This is a genomic window from Nocardioides sediminis, assembly GCF_003047295.1.
GTDB lineage: Bacteria > Actinomycetota > Actinomycetes > Propionibacteriales > Nocardioidaceae > Nocardioides > Nocardioides sediminis.
This window is the reverse complement of the sequence record NZ_PZYZ01000006.1, coordinates 92035-109499: the sequence shown is the minus strand read 5'-3', so window position 1 is coordinate 109499 and position 17465 is coordinate 92035. Positions and strand designations below refer to the sequence as shown.

Genomic DNA, 17465 nt, shown 5'->3' with positions numbered 1-17465 from the left:
GGCGCGCCTGAGGAGTCGCCCGCGGGGCTGTGGGATACCCCGCACTAGCAGGTTGTGCAGAAGCCCAGCGAGCCGGGGTCGCGGCGACTTATCGTTTTCCCTGACGGTCATCACCCTCTCGCGCCCTCGACCGTCCTCGGTGGGGGCGCACCCCCCAGAGCCGAGGACCCGTGACCACACCGACCCGAGCGCGAACCGACCCCGAGAACCTGTGGTTGCTCGCGGGCGTGCTGCTGCTCGGCGTCATGATCGCGGTCGACGTCGTGCTCGGCCGACAGATCAACGGGGTCTACGCGGGCGCCGCCGTCCTCACCGCGATCAACGCCGACCCGCGTCGTACGGCGGTCGTGACCGGCCTGGCCCTGACCGCGTCAGTCGCGTCCGGGGTGTGGAACGACAACCTCGGCGAGCGCGAGTGGGCGGTCCGCTTCGCCACCTGCGTGCTCATCTGCGGCCTGGCGCTCCTGGCGGCCACCGCCAACACCCGCCGGCGCGAGCGCCTGGCCCGTACGACGACCCTCGCGCAGCGCGTGCTCGACGCGCTGGCCGTGGAGCTCACCGGCGCCCGCACCGTCAAGGAGGTCGCCGACGGCTTCCTCGGGCACGCGATCGGCAATCTGGGCGCCACCTCGGCGATGGTCCTCACCCTCGACGCCGACGACGTGCTGCGGACCGTCACGTGGCACGGCCGCAGCGGCGACGCCGCCGACCACTACCAGGAGGTGCCGCTCTCGGCGGACACGCCGGGCTCGGAGGCGGTGCGGGAGAACAGGGACCTGCACTACCGGTCGACCCGCGAGATCGAGGACGCCTTCCCCGACCTGGCCGGCTACTACGAGGCCGACCGCAGCCTGCACCTGCTCCCGCTGCACCGGGACGGCACGACCTACGGGCTGCTGGCCATCACCTTCCCCGCCGACCTCTTCACCGTCCACGAGGACGGCTTCCTCCACTCGCTGGCCGGCGCGCTGACCAGCGCGGTCCTGCGGGCCGCCGAGCTGCAGGACTACGACGCCGCGACGCAGCGCACCGTGCTGCTCGCCGAGGCGTCGATGAGCCTCTCGCGCAGCCTCGACATGGCCACCACCGTCGCAGAGGTGGGCCGGCTGCTCGTGCCCCGGTTCGCCGACTGGTGCGTGCTCCAGCTGGTGCGTGACGGCCGGCTCGAGACCATCGGCGTCCAGCACCGCGACGAGGCGACCACCGAGTGGGCGCGCGGCCTCATCGGCGCCTTCCCCACGCGCATGGACTCCCCCAACGGGGCGGCGCACGTCGTCGCCACCGGCCAGAGCGAGATCTTCCCCTTCATCCCCGCGGAGCTCCTCGAGGCCGCGGCCGTCAACGAGGACCACCTCGAGATCCTGCGGCGCCTGGGCCTCACCAGCGCGATCGTCGTGCCCCTGGTCGGGCACGAGGGTGTCGTCGGCGCGCTGTCGCTGATCCACGCCGAGTCCGGCCGCCGCTACAGCGAGGAGGACTTCGCCTTCCTCGAGGCCGTCGCCGACCGGGTGGCGGTCGCGCTGAGCACGGCGGCGGCGTTCGAGCAGCAGTCCGAGCGGCTGGCCGACGTCACCCTGGTCGCCGAGGCCGCGCAGCGCGCGATCCTCGCGACGCCGCCGGCCCGCACCGGCCCGGTCGCGCTGTCGGCGCGCTACCGCTCCGCCGCCGTCGAGGCGCAGGTCGGCGGCGACCTCTACGAGGTGGTCCGCGGTCCGTCGACGGTGCGGCTGCTGGTCGGCGACGTGCGGGGCAAGGGCCTCTCCGCGGTCCGTACGGCGACCGTCGTGCTCGGCGAGTTCCGCGCAGCGGCCGCCGGTCCCGGCGACGTCGCCCACGTGGCTCGCGAGATCGACCACCGGCTGCCGCCGTACCTGCTCGACGCCGAGGACTTCGTCACCGCCCTGCTCGTCGACATCGAGCACGACGGGTCCTTCTCGGTCGTCTCGTGCGGCCATCCCGCGCCGTTCCTGATGACCCCGCAGGGTCACGTCGAGGCGGTCGAGCTCGACCACTCGCCGCCGCTCGGGCTCGGCGTGGACCCGGTGGTCGGTCGCGGCAAGCTCGCACCCTGCGACCGGCTGCTGCTCTTCACCGACGGGATGATCGAGGCGCGCTCACCCAGTGGTGCCTTCGTCGACCCCACGGCGTTCCTGGCCACGGTGGGGCAGGCGGAGTTCGCGACCGCGCTGGACGGCCTGCTGTCCTCCCTCCAGGAGGCCGCCGGGCACGCGCTCGACGACGACCTGGCGCTGCTGCTGGCCTGCTACGACCCCGACGACGCCTGCTGAGCGACGGACCTCGGGTGCGTCAGCGGGGGCGGGACTGGCTGCGGCGGTCCTGGAGCTGCTGGACGGCCTGCTTGATCTTGGCCTGGTTGTGCGGCTTGCGGGCCTCGTCGTAGACCTTCTTGGCGATGCCGAGCGCGGCGACCTTCTTCATCATTCCCATGGCTCGAACCTAACGGGCCCGCCAAGCGCCTCAGTCGTGCGGCCGCAGGTGCAGCCAGGGGCGGGCGAGCGAGAACGCCCGGCCGGAGACGACCTGCGGGGTGATCTCGACGACGTTGTACTTCAGCGTCGGCACCCAGGGCCGCAGCGGGACGTTCTCGGAGCGGTGCGCCTCGTCCTCGGGGAGCAGGCGCGCCGACCCCCGGACGACGACGCTGCGCGCCGACTCCTCGTCGTACCGGTCGATCTCGAGCGCGACCTGCGACCCCATGACGACGGCGAGCAGCTTGGTTCCCTCGGCGGTGCGGAAGAGCAGCGTCTCGCCGTCCACGGCGTAGTTGACCGGGGTGATGTGGACCTCGTCGACGATGCGGAAGGCGAGGCGCCCGAACTCCTCGCCGCGCAGCATCTCCCAGCACTCCTCGGGCGACAGCTCGGTGATGACGTCCTCGTCCATGGCGACCACTCCCCTGCGCTCGAAGTCCTGCGCCGACCGTAGGGCGGTGGGTCCCGCGCGCACAAGGACTCGCGGGACCCGGCTGCGCCTAGGGTCGGGAGGGTGATCCGCGACCTCACCGACGCCGAAGCCCGCCGCGCCCTGATCCTCAAGTGGGGCGTCGTCGACCCCGACGTGATCCCGGCCTGGGTCGCGGAGATGGACTACGCCACGGCGGACGTCGTCACCGACGCGCTGCACGCCGCGATCGACGCCGGCCAGACCGGCTACCCGCCCGTCGGGGCAGGCGGCGAGCTCGGCGAGGCGTACGCCGGGTGGGCGTTGCGGCACTTCGGCCACCGCGTCGACCCGGACCACGTGATGCCGGTCGTCGACGTCACCGCCGGGGTCCGGCTCGCCCTCGACGTGCTCTCAGACCCGGCCCCGATGGTGATGCCGGTCCCGGCCTACAGCCCCCAGCTGGAGATCGCCCAGATCACCGGTCGCGAGCGGTGGGACCTGGTCGTCGACCCGGACGCCGACCACTGCGTCATCGACCTCGACCGGCTCGACCGGCTGCTCGCCGACGGCGCCCGGACGCTGTTGCTCACCCAGCCGCACAACCCGTGGGGTCGGGTCTTCGGTCGCGCCGAGCTCGAGGGCATCCGTGACGTCGTGACGGCCCACGGGGCGCGGGTGATCAGCGATGAGATCCACGCACCCCTGGTGCTGCCCGGCCGGGAGCACGTCCCCTACCTGTCCCTGCCCGGGGCCGCCGACCACGCGGTGGCGGTGGTCGCCTCGTCCAAGGCGTTCAACACTGCCGGGCTCAAGTGCGCGCAGGTGGTCGCCGGCGACGACGCGACCCGCGACCGGCTGGTGGCCGCGCCGATGGCGCGCAACGACTCGTGGTCGTCGCTCGGCGTCGTCGCCGCCGTGGCGGCGTACACGCACGGCGACCCCTGGCTGGCGGCGCTGCGCGAGCGGCTCGACCGGCAGCGCACGCTGCTCGGCGAGCTGCTGGCCACCCACCTGCCGGAGGCCGGGATGCGGCCGCTGGAGGCGACGTACCTCGCCTGGCTCGACCTGCGCGCCTATGCGCCCACGGGCCCGGCGGGGTGGGACCCGGCGGAGGTGCTGCTCGAGAAGGGCCGGGTCAGGGTCGCCCCCGGGCACGACTACCACCCGGGGCTGGGCGGGCACGTGCGGCTCAACATCGCCACGTCCCCGGAGCGGTTGACCGAGATCGTTCACCGCATCGCCGCCGCACTCGGAGCGTGACTCGGGCATGATTCGCCGCGTGACCACCGAACCCCGCACCAGGATCGCCGTCGCCGGACTCGGGTACGTCGGCCTGTCGATGGCCGTGCTCCTCGCCCGGCACCACGACGTCGTCGGCCTCGACCTCGACAAGGAGCGGGTCGACGTCCTCCGCGAGGGCCGTAGCCCGATCCACGACGAGGACATCTCCCGGTTCCTCGCCGAGGAGGACCTGTCGCTGACCTTCACGACGGACGCCGCCGAGGCCTACGCCGACGTCGAGTTCGTGATCATCTCGACGCCGACCAACTACGACCCGGTCACCAACTACTTCAACACCGGCACGGTCGAGGCGGTCGTCGCCGACGTCCTGCGGCTGGCGCCGGACGCGACGATGGTCATCAAGTCGACCATCCCGGTCGGCTACGTCGAGGACGTCCGCGCCCGGCTGGGCACCGACAACGTGCTCTTCAGCCCCGAGTTCCTGCGCGAGGGGCGGGCGCTGCACGACAACCTGCACCCCGCCCGCATCGTCGTCGGCGAGGACAGCGACCGGGCCCGCCGCTTCGCCGCGCTGCTCGTCGAGGGCTCCGACGAGGACGACGTGCCCACGCTCTTCACCGAGCCGACCGAGGCGGAGGCGATCAAGCTCTTCGCCAACACCTACCTCGCGATGCGGGTGGCGTTCTTCAACGAGCTCGACTCCTTCGCGCTCTCGCACGGGCTGTCGACGCGGCAGATCATCGACGGCGTCGGGCTCGACCCGCGGATCGGCACGCACTACAACAACCCGTCCTTCGGCTACGGCGGCTACTGCCTGCCCAAGGACACCCGCCAGCTCCTCGCCAACTACTCCGACGTCCCGCAGACCCTCATCTCCGCGATCGTCGACGCCAACACGACGCGCAAGGACTTCATCGCCTTCGACATCATCGACCGCAAGCCCCGGGTCGTCGGCGTGCACCGGCTGCTGATGAAGGCCGGCTCGGACAACTTCAGGGAGTCCTCGGTGCAGGGGATCATGAAGCGGATCAAGGCCAAGGGCATCCCGGTCGTCGTCTACGAGCCGGAGATCGGGGCCGAGCACCTCGACGCCGACGGCCGCTTCTTCGGCTCGGAGGTCGTCGACGACCTCGACGCCTTCAAGGAGCAGGCCGACGTGATCGTCGCCAACCGGATGGTGCCGGAGCTCAAGGACGTCGCCGAGCGGGTCTACACCCGCGACCTCTTCGGCTCGGACTGAGCCCCGACCCCCGAGCGGCGTCAGGCGGCGCTCCGAGCCTCGACCAGCGTCTTGAAGTTGGCGAGCATCTCCTCGACGAAGGGCTCGTGCTCCTTGACCATCATCCGCTCGATGGGCTTGCCCACGACCGGGACCTTCAGCTCCCACTCGCCCTGCGCCGTGACCATGGTGCCGTCGCCCGCGGGCTCGAACTCGAACGTCCACGTCGGCTTCTCGGCGAACCAGTGGGCCTGGGCCACGATGCGCTGGCCCGGGACGACCTCGATGTACTCGACCCCGCCCTCGAGGTGGAACCCCAGCAGGTGCGAGTAGAGGCGCGCGGACGTGCCGACGCCTCCGGGCACGATCTCGACCTCGCTCAGCGCGACGTCCTTCGCCCGCCACAGCTGGCTGATGTCCAGGGCGACGTCGAACACGGTGTCGACCGGGGCGTCGATGGTGATGCTGCGCGTCAGGGTGGCCATGTCTGCTCTCACTTCCTTCTCGGGTGGACGGCCCTGCGTGTACGACGCTAGGGAGCCGGGCGCCTCGAGGAGCAGAGGAGATGGTCCCGACCCCGGCGGGCGCTGACCGCGACGGCGGCGACGGCCGGGACCTTCGTCCCGGGTCACGTTGCTCCGGGCGTGGTAGGTGTGGGGTGTTCGAGAGGAGCCCCTGATGGGATACCGCACCGTGGTCGTCGGGTACGACGGCTCGAGCAATGCCGAGCGCGCCGTGGACGCCGCGGCCGACCAGGTCGGCCCGGACGGCAGGGTCCACGTGGTGACGGCCGTCCACCCCGTGTCGACCGCCGAGATCGTCGACCACCTCCGTCAGCTCCCGGAGGAGTTCCGCGACGTCTACGCCCCGGACGCCGCCGCGAGGGCCCGGCAACAGGTGGCGCTGCTGCGGCTGCAGGGACGCGGCGTGGACTGCGAGGGGCACGTGGTGGGTGACGACCCCGCCACGGCGATCATCGACGTGGCCGAGCGGGAGGGCGCCGACCTCGTCGTCGTGGGCAGCCGCGGTCTCGGCGGCGTACGACGGTTCCTGCGGGGCAGCGTCTCCTCCCGCGTCGCCGTGCACGCCCCGATGAGCGTGCTGGTCGTCCACGATCCCGGCGACCGCAAGGCCGAGCGGGTCGGCTGAGCCGCCGTCGGCTCCCGCTCTCAGATGCCGGAACCGACGGGGGACGTCCGCACCTCGCGGGTGTCGGCGTGCCGGAACACGACGAGCGCGACCAGCCCGGCCGCGACGCAGCAGGCGGCGGCACCCAGGAAGATCGTCTGCAGCTGGACGAGCCCGGCGTCCTGGAGGATCCGGCTGAACTCCGCGCACCGGCTGTCACCCGGCCCGCAGACGTCCATCGGCTCGGGCAGGTCGGCCTGCGCGGCGAAGTAGCGTCGCAGCCCGATCGTGGTCAGCACGCTGATGCCGACCAGCTTGCCGACCGTGCGCGCCACGATGAGCAGGGCGCTGGCCAGGCCGTGGACCCCGGGGTCGGTGGCCGAGAGCAGCGCGGCGTTCACCGGAGCCATCGCCAGGCCGATGCCCAGGCCGGCGGCGACCAGCGGCACCGTCGTCACCGGGCTCTCCAGAGCCTCGAACTGCCACTGCGACATCCACCCGAACCCGGCCGCGGAGACCGCCATCCCGAGGGCGGTCACCACCCCGGCGCCCATCCGATGGGTCAGCCACCCACCCAGGAACGCGCCCACCGGGAGCCCGACGAGGAACCGCAGCAGCACCAGCGCGGCCATCAGCTGCGAGTCGTTGTGGACCGTGATGCGGGCGAAGATCGGGATGTCCACCAGGGCGGCGATCACCGCCGCACCGATGAAGAAGCTGACCACCAGCGCCCCCCACGCCGGCGTCGCGGTCACCGCGCGAGGCGGCACCAGCGGGTTGGGGACGGACCGGTTGCGCAGCCAGAAGAGCACGGCGGCCACCGCGCCCACCACCAGCAGCCACGGGCCGGCCGGCGAGAGCACCTGCACCTCGGGGTCGGCGGTGGCGAAGGCCAGGATGATCGTCGCGAGCACCGTCGAGAGCAGGAACGCACCCGGGAGGTCGACCTCGGCCAGGGTGCCTCGCCAGGAGCGGACGTCGACCAACGGCTCGCGGGCCGTCAGGCAGCGGATCACCAGCAGCAGGGTCAGCGCGAAGCAACCCAGCGCGAGGGGCGAGAGCCACCGGCTGTCCCCGGCCACCGGGAGGAAGGCGAGCCCGGCCGTCACGTCCGCCAGCAGTCGTGCGGGCTGGACCATCACCAGCACCAGGCAGGCGAGGGCCGCGGCGGCCAGGACCAGGCCCGGCACGTCGACCCGGCGCCGCTCGACGGGCTCGAGGGTCGTGCCGGCGGCTCGTTGCCGGAGGGCGGCGGCCAGGACGAGGCCGACGGCCAGGTTGATCCAGAAGATGGTGCGCCAGCTCCCGAACGCCAGCACCACGGCGCCGTACACCGGCCCCACCACGTTCCCCAGCTCCTGCACGGCGCCGACCACGCCGAGCGGCACGCCCCGGCGACGGGGCGGGTAGAGGTCGGCCACCAGCGCGAGGGTCGGGGGCAGCAGGCCACCGGCGCCGACGCCCTGGAGGAGGCGTCCGGCCACCACGGTGGTGAGGTCGTAGGCCGTGGCCGTCACCAGCGAGCCGAGCGCGAAGACCACGAGCGACCCGACGAGCACCGGCAACCGGCCACGGACGTCGGCGATGCGCCCGATGAGCGGCAGCATCGCGACGTACCCGAGCAGGAAGCCGGAGATGATCGGGGCGGCCCGCTGCAGGTCCTCCGCCGACAGCCCTGCGGACCCCATCATGTCGGGCAGGGCGAGCACGACGACGTAGTTGTCGGCCGCGGCGAAGCCCACCGCGACGGCGGCCAGGCCGAGCAGGACGCGGCTGCGCCGGTCGACCTCGTGGTCCGGGGCGTCGGGCCCGGTCACGGGGCGCTGATGTCCTGGTCGGTCCCGTAGTCGTCCACGCCGACGGTGTAGTCGACCGTGCCCTCCGGGCCGTAGAACGGGCCGGAGACGTCCACGGCGCGGAGCCGGCCGTCCTCGTCGATCCGGAACGTGGCGGGGAACGTGGCGTCCTCGTCCGCGCTCGGGATCGACGCGTCGACCACGCGGCCGGGCAGCGTCCCGGTGTAGGAGCTCAGCACGACCTCGCCGTCGCGGACCCGGTCGCCCTCCTCGACGCCGGTCGCGGCGGTGAGCCAGGACGACAGGCCGCTGTCCGGGTCCATCAGCCGCGCCGGGTCCGGGGCGCCGTAGTCCGCCGGGTTGACCTTGCTGAACGAGCGGGTGAACGGCAGCTTGGCCCAGACCGTGGAGTCGACCGAGACCACCGGCACGTCCACCTCCAGCCCGTTGACCAGGACGACCAGGTCCCCCTCGAAGGCCGGTGCGCGGGTGGCGACCCCGGTCGCGTCCAGGACGCCGTCGACGCCGTCGGGGAGCTCCTGGGTGGTCAGCGACAGGGTCACGCCGCTGGTCTCGTCGAGCGCCTCCTTGGCCGCGGCGAGCACGTCCTCGGGGGTCTCCTCCGACCCCTCCCCGCCGCCGTCGGAGCACGCCGCGAACGTCGTCGTCAGGGCCGCCAGCGCGGCCAGTGCCGCGGCGCCGCGGCGTACCCGATCCATGGCGACGGAGCCTACGGCCGCGGTCGATGCGGGGACAACGTCCTCCGAGGACGGTGCTTTCGGACATGGTGTACGGCGACCGGCGCGACGAGCATGGAGGTGCGGGACGACCCGTCGTGCCGCACGTCCTGGGAGGCAGCGATGAGGAACACACGTCAGCCGTCGCCGTCGGTGCTCGACGCCCTCGAGGAGTGGGTGGAGGCGGGACTCGTGACGCCCGAGCAGTCGCGCGCGATCCGGCAGCACGAGGCGGAGCAGCGCCGACCGCACGCCGCGGTGGCGGTGCAGCGGTCGCCGGAGGCCGGTCCGTCCCTGGTCGTCGAGGCGCTCGGCTACCTCGGCGGTGTCGTCATGCTGGTCGGCGCGGGGATCCTGGCCGGGATGCTCTGGCCCGACCTGTCTGTGCCGCTCCGGCTCGCCCTGATCGGCGCCACGGCAGCGGCCCTCATCGGTGCCGGCTTCGCCGTGCCCGACCGCCTCGGCGAGGCGGCGGGCCGGTTGCGCTCGGTGCTGTGGGCCCTCGGCGTGGGGGCCAGCGCCGGGTTCTTCGCCGTCTTCACCACCGAGGTGCTGGACCGGTACGACGAGCACGCCCTCGTCGTCGTCGGCCCGCTGACCGCGGTCGTCGCGGGCGTCCTGTGGTGGGTGCGCCACACGTGGCTCCAGCAGCTGGCGCTGCTCGCGCCGTTGCTGGTCTCGGCCATGGGCGTCGGCATGGAGCTCACCTCGACCGACTCGTCGTGGCCCGGCGCCCTCGTGTGGTTCGTGGCCGTCTGCTGGGCCGCGCTCTCCTGGGCCGGCAGGATCGAGCCGCGCACCACCGGGGTCGCCTTCGGCGTGCTGGGTGGCGTGCTGGGTGCGATCACGATGGCGTCCGACGTGGGCATCGCGCTCGCGCTGGCGACCGCGGTCGCCGCGGCGGTCCTGGCGCTGTGGGAGCGCAGCCTGCCCTGGCTCGGTGTCGCCGCGATCACCCTGCTCTGGACGATGCCGCGCGCCGCCGACGCGTGGTTCCCCGGCCGCCTCTCGGCCGCCCTCACGCTGCTCGCGACCGGCGGCGCGCTGGTCGGGGCTGCCGTCTGGGTCGCCCGGCACCAGGGCTCGAACCCGCCGTCGTGAGGCGACGGGCGGTCGAGGTCAGCCCGCCCCCGGCTCGAGCCCGGCCGCGACGTGCTCGGCGAACGCCCGCACCGCGTCCCACTCGGTGTAGACGTAGTCGCGGGAGGTGTCGACCCCGAGGTCGCCGGGCTTGCCGGCGACGATCCTGCGCATCATGCGCCGCTTGAGGAACCCGTAGTGGGTGTAGAGCAGCGCGCCACCGAACAGGGCGCGCTGGTCGGGGTGCCAGCCGGTCTCCTCCTCGAACTGCCGGACGTAGCCCTCGGCCTCCGCCTGGTCACCCTGGGCCGCCAGGCTGACGGAGAAGAACGCCGACGGGAGACGCTCGAGGGTGCCGAGGTTGTCGCGCGCGAGCGCCACCACGTGCTTGTCGTGCTTGCCCATGTGGATGGACGCGCCGAGGACCACGGCGTCGTACCCCTCGGGCACCACGCCACCCAGGTCGTTGACGTCCAGGACCGCCGCCTCGTGCCCCGCGTCGCGGAGCACGTCCCCGATCACCTCGGCGATCCGCTCGGTCTGGCCCTCGCTCGTCCCGTACGCCACCAGCACCCTGGCCATGGCGACACCCCCAGGTCGTCAGCGCCGTCCCGGCCGGACGGCATCGCGTCCACGCTAGGAGGTGCCTCGCGGGTGCGTCAGTGCTGAAGGTCCTCAAGCGTCCGGACGGCCGCGATCAGCGAAGCCGGCCCCAGATCCCGCGGCGCTCGCGGTGCTCGGGCTGCTGGTCGGCCGACCCGCCGAGCTCGGAGGGCACCGGCTTCTTGAGCTTGCCGTCGTAGCGCGGGACCTCGCGCTCGGCGGTCGGGACGAAGCCGGCGTCGGCGGCGGCGAGGCGGCGTACGCCGTAGACCCGGTCCAGCGCCTCGTCGGAGGTGCCCAGCCCCAGCCACGTCGCCCGGCTGAGCGCGGCGACGCGCTCGAGGCGACCGACGCCGTCGATGACCAGCGCGCCGTCGTGCGTTCGCTCGAGGTCCTCGGCCAGCGCGAGGAGCGCGCCGGGCGTGGGTGCCATGGCGGGCGAGTCCAGGGTGAGGCGCAGGCTGGAGCGGGTACGACGCTCGGGCAGGGAGGTCAGCAGGGCGACGCGCTGGTCGTCGCGGTAGGTCCGGTGCACGATGCGGGTCTCGAGCAGCGGGTCGGCGAGCGGGTGGATGCGCTCCTCGTGGAGGTCCGCCCAGTCGCCGGTCAGCACGACGCGCAGGTCGTCGAGGGTGGAGTCGAGGACGGCGTCGACGCAGCCCATGACCTCGTCGGCGTCCCCGGTCATCGCGAGCACGACCTCGAGGTAGGGGACCTCGTAGCGGCGGCCGTGGGCGTTGCGCTTGGGCCGCATGCCCGGGACGAGGTTGGCGAGGTAGGCGTCGTTGTAGCGGTTGACCTGCTCGCGCCGCTCCATCACGTGGGAGCGACCGAGGTGCCAGGACCGCGCCCCGTGCTCGGGGATCAGCAGGCCGCCGGCCTCGCCGAGCCGGTGACCGAGCTCCATGTCCTCGCCGAGGCGCAGCGAGGTGTCCCAGCCGCCGGCCGCGTCGAGGAGGTCGCGGGAGAGCGCGAACGTCGCGCCGACGAAGGAGCGGAAGGCGCGCGGGCCGGCCTGGGTGAGGTCGTCGGTACGCCGCCACATGCCCTCGACCCACCGGTGCGGCTCGGCCTCGTCCCAGTCCCACAGGGTGCCGACCTCGCCAGTGGCGACCTGGTCGCGGGTGGTCGCGGGGTCCTGGGCGAGCACCCGCTCGGGGTCGACGAACCGCTTGGTCCCCGCCACCACGGCGTAGTCGACCTCGTGGAGCCAGCGCAGCTGGGCCTCGAGGTGGTCGGGCCACAGCAGCATGTCGGCGTCGACGAAGTAGAGGAGCTCGCCCTCGCTCGCGCGCCCGGCGACCTCGCACGCGCCGGCGCAGCCCCAGCCCTGCTCGACGCGCACGACCCGGGTGTTGTCGGGCACGACCTCGGGCAGCACGACCGGCGGGGTGCTGCCGTCGTCGGAGACCACCACCTCGGTCAGGTGCGCGGGATAGGTCTGCGCGGCCAGGCCGGCGAGCACGTGCGGGAGGGTGCGGCCGGAGTTGTACGCCGGCACCACGACCGTGACGGTCCGGGTCGGGGTCCACGCTCCGACGGCCGGAGGGGACAGGACGCCCCACTCGTTGCGTCGTACGACGGGCTGGTCGCGGCGCCGGGACACGGGCTGGGTCACGGCAGGTCCCGCTCGTCGGCCTCGAGCTCGCGGCTCGCGTGGAACCCGGTCCACTCGCGGTCCACGATGCCCTCCTTGCGGAAGGAGTCGGCCTCGACCTGCCACGTGTGGTGGCCGGACGCGAGGCGTCGGAGGACGTAGCCGAGGCCGTGGGTGCGGTAGATGCGGCCGCCCGCGGCCTCGATCCCGCTCAACAGCTGGGCGTCGACGAACCTGCGGACGGGCCGGAAGCCGCCAACGCTGCGCACGACCTCCCGGTCGGCCATGATCGTGCCGCCGGCGACGAACCGGTTGAAGATCTCGGTCGGGTGGTTGCGGCGGGTGGTGATCCCGAGCTCGGCGAGGTGCACGAACTCGCTCGGCATCCCGACCACGTCGGCGCCGCTGTAGCGACGGGCGAGGAGCAGGTCGACCACCGCGTGCGGGCCGTACCAGTCGTCGTCGTCGACCTTGAGGAGCACGTCGCCGGACGCCGCCTCGAAGGCGTCGTTGAGGACGTAACCGAAGAAGGTGTCCGTGCCGCGCGGGACCAGCACGACCTCGCGGCCGGGGAGGGCCGCACGCACCTGGGCCTCGTCGGCCTCCCAGCCGTGGGTGGCCAGCACGAGCTCGAAGTCGGCGTCGCGCTGGCGGGCGAGCTGGCGCAGCGCGAAGTCGAGCTGGTGGGGACGCATCGTGGTGAGCAGGACGCTGACCTGAGGGCGGGCGACGTGCCGGACCCCGGCGCGCGCGGCCAGGCGTCCGCGCCAGGCGACGGTGGAGTGCTCGAGGAGCGCGGCCCGCCGCACGGTGACGCTGTGCTCCTCGCGGGCGAGGGCGTCGTCGAGGTCCGGCTGTGCCTCGAGCGCGTGCTGCAGGGTCGTGCCCAGGACCGGGCTGGCGCCGGAGGTGAGGAGGGGTACGCCGGCCGCGGCGAGCCGGGCGACGACGCACGGGTCGGCGGTGGTGAGGTCGACGCGAAGGCCCTGCACGTCGCGCAGGGCGGCGATCGCGGCCTCGGTGACGGCCTGGTCCGGTGCGAGGTCGCGGACCGGCTCGGTCCACTCCTTGCGCCAGCCGCGCGGGTTGACCACCATCTCGTCGACCGGCTCGAGGCCGGGGTCGGTGACCAGGGTCGGTGCGCGGTCGATGACGTGGTGGACGGGTATCTCCTGCAGGGCTCCGTCGGTCACGACCACGTCGGCCGGCACCACGACCTCCTCGTCGGCCGCCTCCGCGGGGTCGGAGAGGAGCTGCGTGCGCACGTCGAGGCCCGCGGCGGGCTCGCGCCCGGCGTACGCGACGACGACACCGCCGTGGGCGGTGTCGACGCCGGGAACGGCCTGGCGGGCCAGCTCGGTGAGGACCACGTGGGCGCCGACCGGCTGGGCGAAGCGGAGCACGGTGAGCACGCCGCGGCCCGCCTCACGGGCCATGAGCGAGGTGAGGGCGGGCCACTCGGGGCGCGGCACGACGACGAGCGGCTCGGTGGCGTCGGTGAGCCAGAGGGCGACGACGCGGGTCTGGCCGACCCGGCTGATCCGGGACGCGTTCCGGCGGAGCGACGCACGGTCGGCGGTCGTCCACAGGACCGACTTCCAGCCGCGGCCGATGTCGGTGGTGCCTGCCAGGGTCGTGAACGTGGCACCGGCCGGTGCCAGGTCGGCGGCGGACGCGTCGTCACCGATGACCAGGAGGGGTTCGGGGGAGGTGAAGCCATCGAGGGGATGACCGGAGAACGACATGCTCATCGCTGGGCCTCCTGCTCGCCGGCGGGTCGGTCACGCACCGTCCGCTCCCGCAGCGACGCGGGGAGGCTGTGCTTGACCAGCGGTCGCGGCTGCTGGCGCAGCCAGGTGCGCGTGACGTGGTCGATGATGTGGACACCCGCGGGTGCGTCGACGCGCACGAGCCCGCCGAGCTCCTCGGCGCGGCCCGAGCGGATCGCCTCGTCGACCTCGAACTCGCGCAGCTTGCGGTAGAGGCGGGTGTTGGTGAAGTCGATGCCGTCCGTGCGCCAGTGGGCGTACTCGTCGGCGTCGAGCCACTTGACCTCCACGCACAGGCCCTGCTGGAGGACGAGGCGCTCGACGTCCGCGGGATACTCGCGCAGCTCCCAGTCGAAGGCCTTCACGAACGTGAAGTCCGGACCCATGGGATAGACCCACGGCTCGAGGAAGCGCAGCGACAGGTCCAGCCAGCCGGTCCGCTCGTCGACCACGGTGAGCGGGTGGCGCGGCATGGACACGATCGTCCGGGTGGTCTCGAGCTGCCAGGAGAGGTCGCGCAGGATGCCCGCGCCCTCGGGCGTGAGCACCATGTCGCCGTCCCACTTCATGGAGTACGCCGTGCGCACGTGGCTGAAGCACCAGTTGTAGAAGTGCGTCAGCGAGTGCACGGACGTGGCCGGGGTGGCGAGGTGCTCGCCGCCCGCGCGGGCCACGGCGTGCGGGTAGGTCATGCCCGTGAAGCGGTCGCGTGCGCCGAGGTCGGCGGCGATCTGCTCGGCGACCTCGAGCGTGCCGTCGGTCGAGCCGTTGTCGACCAGCAGCACGTGCTGGACCGCGGAGAGGATCGGCGGCAGCACCCAGGGCAGGTTGCGGGCCTCGTTGCGCACCCGGAAGACGCAGGTGATCCCGGGGGTGGAGTGCTCCCCGCGGGTCCACGGCCACGTGACGTCGTAGTCGGCGAGCCCCTCCAGGGAGGGGATGTCCGGGGTGGTGGGCGGCACGGGCGTCCTCAGCGCTCCCGGCGCAGGGCCTTGCGCAGGCCGCGGCGGGCGCTCTCGGGGACCATGGCGCGGACGGAGTGCGGCACCCGGTCGGCCGCGCGGCGTGCGGTGGCGTCGGCGGCTCCCGCCTCCGCCTGCCGGCGGGCCTCGGCCGCGGCCGTCCGGCGCTGCGCGACGGTGGTGGAGTGCGCGAAGGCCTCGGCGTCGGCGTACATCTCGCCGTAGGCCACCCGCAGCTGGTCGCTGACCTGCTGCGCCTGCGCGGTGTCGCCGCCCTCGTCGGCCAGGCCGTCGAGCATCGTCCAGGTCTCCTGCGCGAGCTCGCGGAGGACGGTCGGCACCTGCACGTCGTCCCAGGTGAGGGTGACCCGGCGCAGCGAGGGGTCGATGAACTTGTGGACCTGCGCGATGTCGTTGGCCATCGCCGTCTTGACCGCGTGCAGGTCGAAGGCCTCGCCGATCGCGAACACGGGCTGCGTCCAGTCGGCGAGCAGGTCGGCGTACCGGACGAAGCGACGCTGCTCGCCCCGGGTGGCGCGCTCGGTGTGCAGCATCATGTTGACCCAGGCGGCCGTGCGGGTGACGTCGCCCTGGCGCTGGTCGTAGTACTTCTTCTTGCTGCCGACCACCTCGGTGACCGGACGCAGCATGGTGATGTACGACGACGTCGCGTCGCAGCGGTCGGCGCACGCGCGCCACAGCCCGAGGAACCAGGCGGCGCGCGGGTCCTTGACCACCAGCTCGTCGGCCTCGCCGAGCTGCGACTCCAGCCAGGCGGTCACCCGCTCGCGCGTCGCGTGGTCACCGCTGAGGCGGCCGGCGTCGAGCCAGGCGCGCGGGCGGGCGTCGGAGACCTGGACGTTGCTGCGGGCGAGGAGCTCGGTGTGCAGGTCGACGACCCACTGCGGCTCGCCGAAGCCCTTGGGGTTGGTGGAGTCGGCGGCGACCTCGGGCTGGGGCACGTGCAGGCCCAGCGTCCGGAGGGTGCCGGCCATCGTGCTGGTGCCGCTGCGGCCCGACCCGACCACGAACACGACCCGGCGACTCGACATGCCCCGCACCCTATCGGGGCGCGGACCCGCTCCCGGGCTGGGCGGCGATCAGGTCGGCGTACCACTGGAAGGACCGCTTGGGCGTGCGCTTCTGGGTCTCGTAGTCGACGTGCACGAGGCCGAACCGCTGGGTGTAGCCCTCGGCCCACTCGAAGTTGTCGAGCAGCGACCAGCAGTAGTAGCCGCGGACGTCGACGCCGCGCCCGATCGCCTCGGCGACCGCGGTCAGGTGACCGTGGAGGTAGTCGATCCGGGGCTGGTCGTCGACGACGCCGTGCTCGTCGGGGCCCATGTCGTAGGAGCAGCCCGACTCGGTGATCACGATCGGCGGCAGGGCGGCGCGGTAGCGCGCCCGGAACATGATCAGCCACTCGCGCAGGGCGTCCGGGACGACGGGCCAGCCGAAGTCCGTGGTCGGGTAGCCCACGACGTCGCGCATCTCGAAGGGCATGTCCGCGTCCTCGGGGGCGGCGGCGACCTTCATCGGGTGGTAGTAGTTGACCCCGTAGAAGTCGAGCGGCTGGCGGATCGTGGCCATGTCGCCCGGCTCGGCCAACCCGTCGAGCAGCGGCGCGAGGTCCACGGGGTAGCGGCCCAGCAGCATCGGCTCGAGGAACATGCCGTTCCACACCCCGTCGAAGATCTTGCTCGCGCCCACGTCGGCGTCGGCGTCGGAGGCCGGCCACACCGGTGCGTGGTTGTTGGCGCAGCCGATGCTCGTCGCCCCGGCCCAGCGCAGCTCGATGGCGGCGCGGCCGTGGGCGAGGAGCAGGTGGTGGGAGGCCCACAGGGAGTCGAACATCAGGGTCCGGCCGGGCGCGTGCCGGCCCAGCCCGTAGCCCAGCAGCGACGCCACGTTGGGCTCGTTGACGGGGATCCAGTGCTCGACCCGGTCGACGAAGCGCTCGCCGACGAGGGCGGCGTACTCCGCGAAGCGGTCGACGGTCTCCCGGTTGAGCCACCCGCCCTCGTCCTCGAGCGCCTGCGGGAGGTCCCAGTGGTAGAGCGTGACCATCGGGGCGATGCCGTGCTCGACGAGGGCGTCGAGGAGCCGGTCGTAGAAGGCCAGCCCCGCCTCGTTGACGGTGCGGCCGTCGGGCATGATCCGCGACCACGACATCGAGAGCCGGTAGCCCTGGGTCCCGAGGGCCTCCATCAGCGCCACGTCCTCGGCGTACCGGTGGTAGTGGTCGCACGCGACCGCCCCGCTCGAGCCGTCGGCGATGCGTCCGGGCTCGGCGCAGAAGGTGTCCCAGATGCTGGGTCCGCGGCCGTCCTCTGTGGCCGCACCCTCGATCTGGTAGGCCGCCGTGCTGGTCCCGAACCGGAATCCCGGGGGCAGCTGGGGAAAGGACCCGGGCGGCTCAGTGGTCACG

The 17465-nt window shown here is 73.1% G+C and carries 16 protein-coding genes; 5 read left to right on the top strand and 11 right to left on the bottom strand.

The genetic code is table 11. From position 1 onward, the window contains the following. The first annotated feature begins 170 nt into the window (after positions 1-170). Positions 171-2288: a PP2C family protein-serine/threonine phosphatase gene (locus DAI17_RS14620; protein WP_107773943.1), complete on the top strand. Its 2118-nt coding sequence runs from the start codon at positions 171-173 to the stop codon at positions 2286-2288. Positions 2289-2307: 19 nt separating this feature from the next. Here the strand turns inward: DAI17_RS14620 and DAI17_RS21310 are convergent, their stop codons facing one another. Further along, positions 2308-2448, bottom strand: coding sequence for a hypothetical protein (locus DAI17_RS21310; protein WP_199905142.1), 141 nt, complete (start codon positions 2446-2448; stop codon positions 2308-2310). A 30-nt stretch (positions 2449-2478) separates the two neighbouring features. Next, positions 2479-2904 (bottom strand): pyridoxamine 5'-phosphate oxidase family protein, encoded by a 426-nt coding sequence (locus tag DAI17_RS14615; protein WP_107774133.1) that lies wholly within the window; start codon positions 2902-2904, stop codon positions 2479-2481. A 102-nt stretch (positions 2905-3006) separates the two neighbouring features. Here DAI17_RS14615 and DAI17_RS14610 point away from each other — a divergent pair, with 102 nt between their 5' ends. Next, a complete protein-coding gene (locus DAI17_RS14610; RefSeq protein WP_107773942.1) occupies positions 3007-4164 on the top strand; it encodes a MalY/PatB family protein in 1158 nt (385 codons plus the stop codon). A 19-nt stretch (positions 4165-4183) separates the two neighbouring features. Then, positions 4184-5386, top strand: coding sequence for a nucleotide sugar dehydrogenase (locus DAI17_RS14605; RefSeq protein WP_267894730.1), 1203 nt, complete (start codon positions 4184-4186; stop codon positions 5384-5386). 20 nt (positions 5387-5406) lie between these two features. Here the strand turns inward: DAI17_RS14605 and DAI17_RS14600 are convergent, their stop codons facing one another. Continuing rightward, positions 5407-5850: an SRPBCC family protein gene (locus DAI17_RS14600; RefSeq protein ID WP_107773940.1), complete on the bottom strand. Its 444-nt coding sequence runs from the start codon at positions 5848-5850 to the stop codon at positions 5407-5409. A 193-nt stretch (positions 5851-6043) separates the two neighbouring features. Between DAI17_RS14600 and DAI17_RS14595 the strand changes: the two genes are divergently transcribed. Beyond that, entirely contained in the window at positions 6044-6514 is a 471-nt protein-coding gene (locus DAI17_RS14595; RefSeq protein WP_107773939.1) for a universal stress protein, read from the top strand. Between the two features lie 20 nt (positions 6515-6534). On the opposite strand, the gene DAI17_RS14590 is transcribed toward DAI17_RS14595, so the two are convergent. Continuing rightward, positions 6535-8310, bottom strand: coding sequence for an MFS transporter (locus tag DAI17_RS14590; protein WP_107773938.1), 1776 nt, complete (start codon positions 8308-8310; stop codon positions 6535-6537). Continuing rightward, positions 8307-9008: an LppX_LprAFG lipoprotein gene (locus DAI17_RS14585; RefSeq protein ID WP_107773937.1), complete on the bottom strand. Its 702-nt coding sequence runs from the start codon at positions 9006-9008 to the stop codon at positions 8307-8309. The genes DAI17_RS14590 and DAI17_RS14585 overlap by 4 nt, the downstream gene beginning before the upstream one ends. A gap of 141 nt (positions 9009-9149) precedes the next feature. Between DAI17_RS14585 and DAI17_RS14580 the strand changes: the two genes are divergently transcribed. Next, entirely contained in the window at positions 9150-10127 is a 978-nt protein-coding gene (locus tag DAI17_RS14580; RefSeq protein ID WP_159081562.1) for a DUF2157 domain-containing protein, read from the top strand. An 18-nt stretch (positions 10128-10145) separates the two neighbouring features. On the opposite strand, the gene DAI17_RS14575 is transcribed toward DAI17_RS14580, so the two are convergent. From DAI17_RS14575 to DAI17_RS14550, 6 genes are all read right to left on the bottom strand, one after another. Next, positions 10146-10688, bottom strand: coding sequence for a flavodoxin domain-containing protein (locus tag DAI17_RS14575; RefSeq protein ID WP_107773935.1), 543 nt, complete (start codon positions 10686-10688; stop codon positions 10146-10148). A 115-nt stretch (positions 10689-10803) separates the two neighbouring features. Continuing rightward, the gene (locus tag DAI17_RS14570) at positions 10804-12327 is read right to left on the bottom strand and encodes a glycosyltransferase (RefSeq protein WP_159081561.1); all 1524 of its coding nucleotides are present in this window, start codon (positions 12325-12327) and stop codon (positions 10804-10806) included. Beyond that, positions 12324-14057, bottom strand: a complete 1734-nt coding sequence (locus DAI17_RS14565; RefSeq protein WP_159081560.1) for a glycosyltransferase — start codon at positions 14055-14057, stop codon at positions 12324-12326. Before DAI17_RS14565 ends, DAI17_RS14570 begins: the two co-directional genes overlap by 4 nt. Beyond that, positions 14054-15037 carry a glycosyltransferase family 2 protein gene (locus DAI17_RS14560; protein WP_199905141.1) on the bottom strand — a complete coding sequence of 328 codons (984 nt, stop codon included), beginning with the start codon at positions 15035-15037 and terminating at the stop codon, positions 14054-14056. The genes DAI17_RS14565 and DAI17_RS14560 overlap by 4 nt, the downstream gene beginning before the upstream one ends. An 8-nt stretch (positions 15038-15045) precedes the next feature. Beyond that, positions 15046-16089 carry a sulfotransferase family protein gene (locus DAI17_RS14555; RefSeq protein WP_107773932.1) on the bottom strand — a complete coding sequence of 348 codons (1044 nt, stop codon included), beginning with the start codon at positions 16087-16089 and terminating at the stop codon, positions 15046-15048. A gap of 10 nt (positions 16090-16099) precedes the next feature. Then, positions 16100-17464 carry a GH1 family beta-glucosidase gene (locus DAI17_RS14550; RefSeq protein ID WP_199905140.1) on the bottom strand — a complete coding sequence of 455 codons (1365 nt, stop codon included), beginning with the start codon at positions 17462-17464 and terminating at the stop codon, positions 16100-16102. Between the last annotated feature and the right edge of the window lies 1 nt (position 17465).

Coding starts and splice junctions, on each gene's coding strand:
- DAI17_RS14575 (WP_107773935.1), bottom strand. CDS start 10,688: ATGGCCAGGGTGCTGGTGGCGTACGGGACGAGCGAGGGCCAGACCGAG.
- DAI17_RS14585 (WP_107773937.1), bottom strand. CDS start 9,008: ATGGATCGGGTACGCCGCGGCGCCGCGGCACTGGCCGCGCTGGCGGCC.
- DAI17_RS14555 (WP_107773932.1), bottom strand. CDS start 16,089: ATGTCGAGTCGCCGGGTCGTGTTCGTGGTCGGGTCGGGCCGCAGCGGC.
- DAI17_RS14595 (WP_107773939.1), top strand. CDS start 6,044: ATGGGATACCGCACCGTGGTCGTCGGGTACGACGGCTCGAGCAATGCC.
- DAI17_RS14600 (WP_107773940.1), bottom strand. CDS start 5,850: ATGGCCACCCTGACGCGCAGCATCACCATCGACGCCCCGGTCGACACC.
- DAI17_RS14580 (WP_159081562.1), top strand. CDS start 9,150: ATGAGGAACACACGTCAGCCGTCGCCGTCGGTGCTCGACGCCCTCGAG.
- DAI17_RS21310 (WP_199905142.1), bottom strand. CDS start 2,448: ATGGGAATGATGAAGAAGGTCGCCGCGCTCGGCATCGCCAAGAAGGTC.
- DAI17_RS14565 (WP_159081560.1), bottom strand. CDS start 14,057: ATGAGCATGTCGTTCTCCGGTCATCCCCTCGATGGCTTCACCTCCCCC.
- DAI17_RS14615 (WP_107774133.1), bottom strand. CDS start 2,904: ATGGACGAGGACGTCATCACCGAGCTGTCGCCCGAGGAGTGCTGGGAG.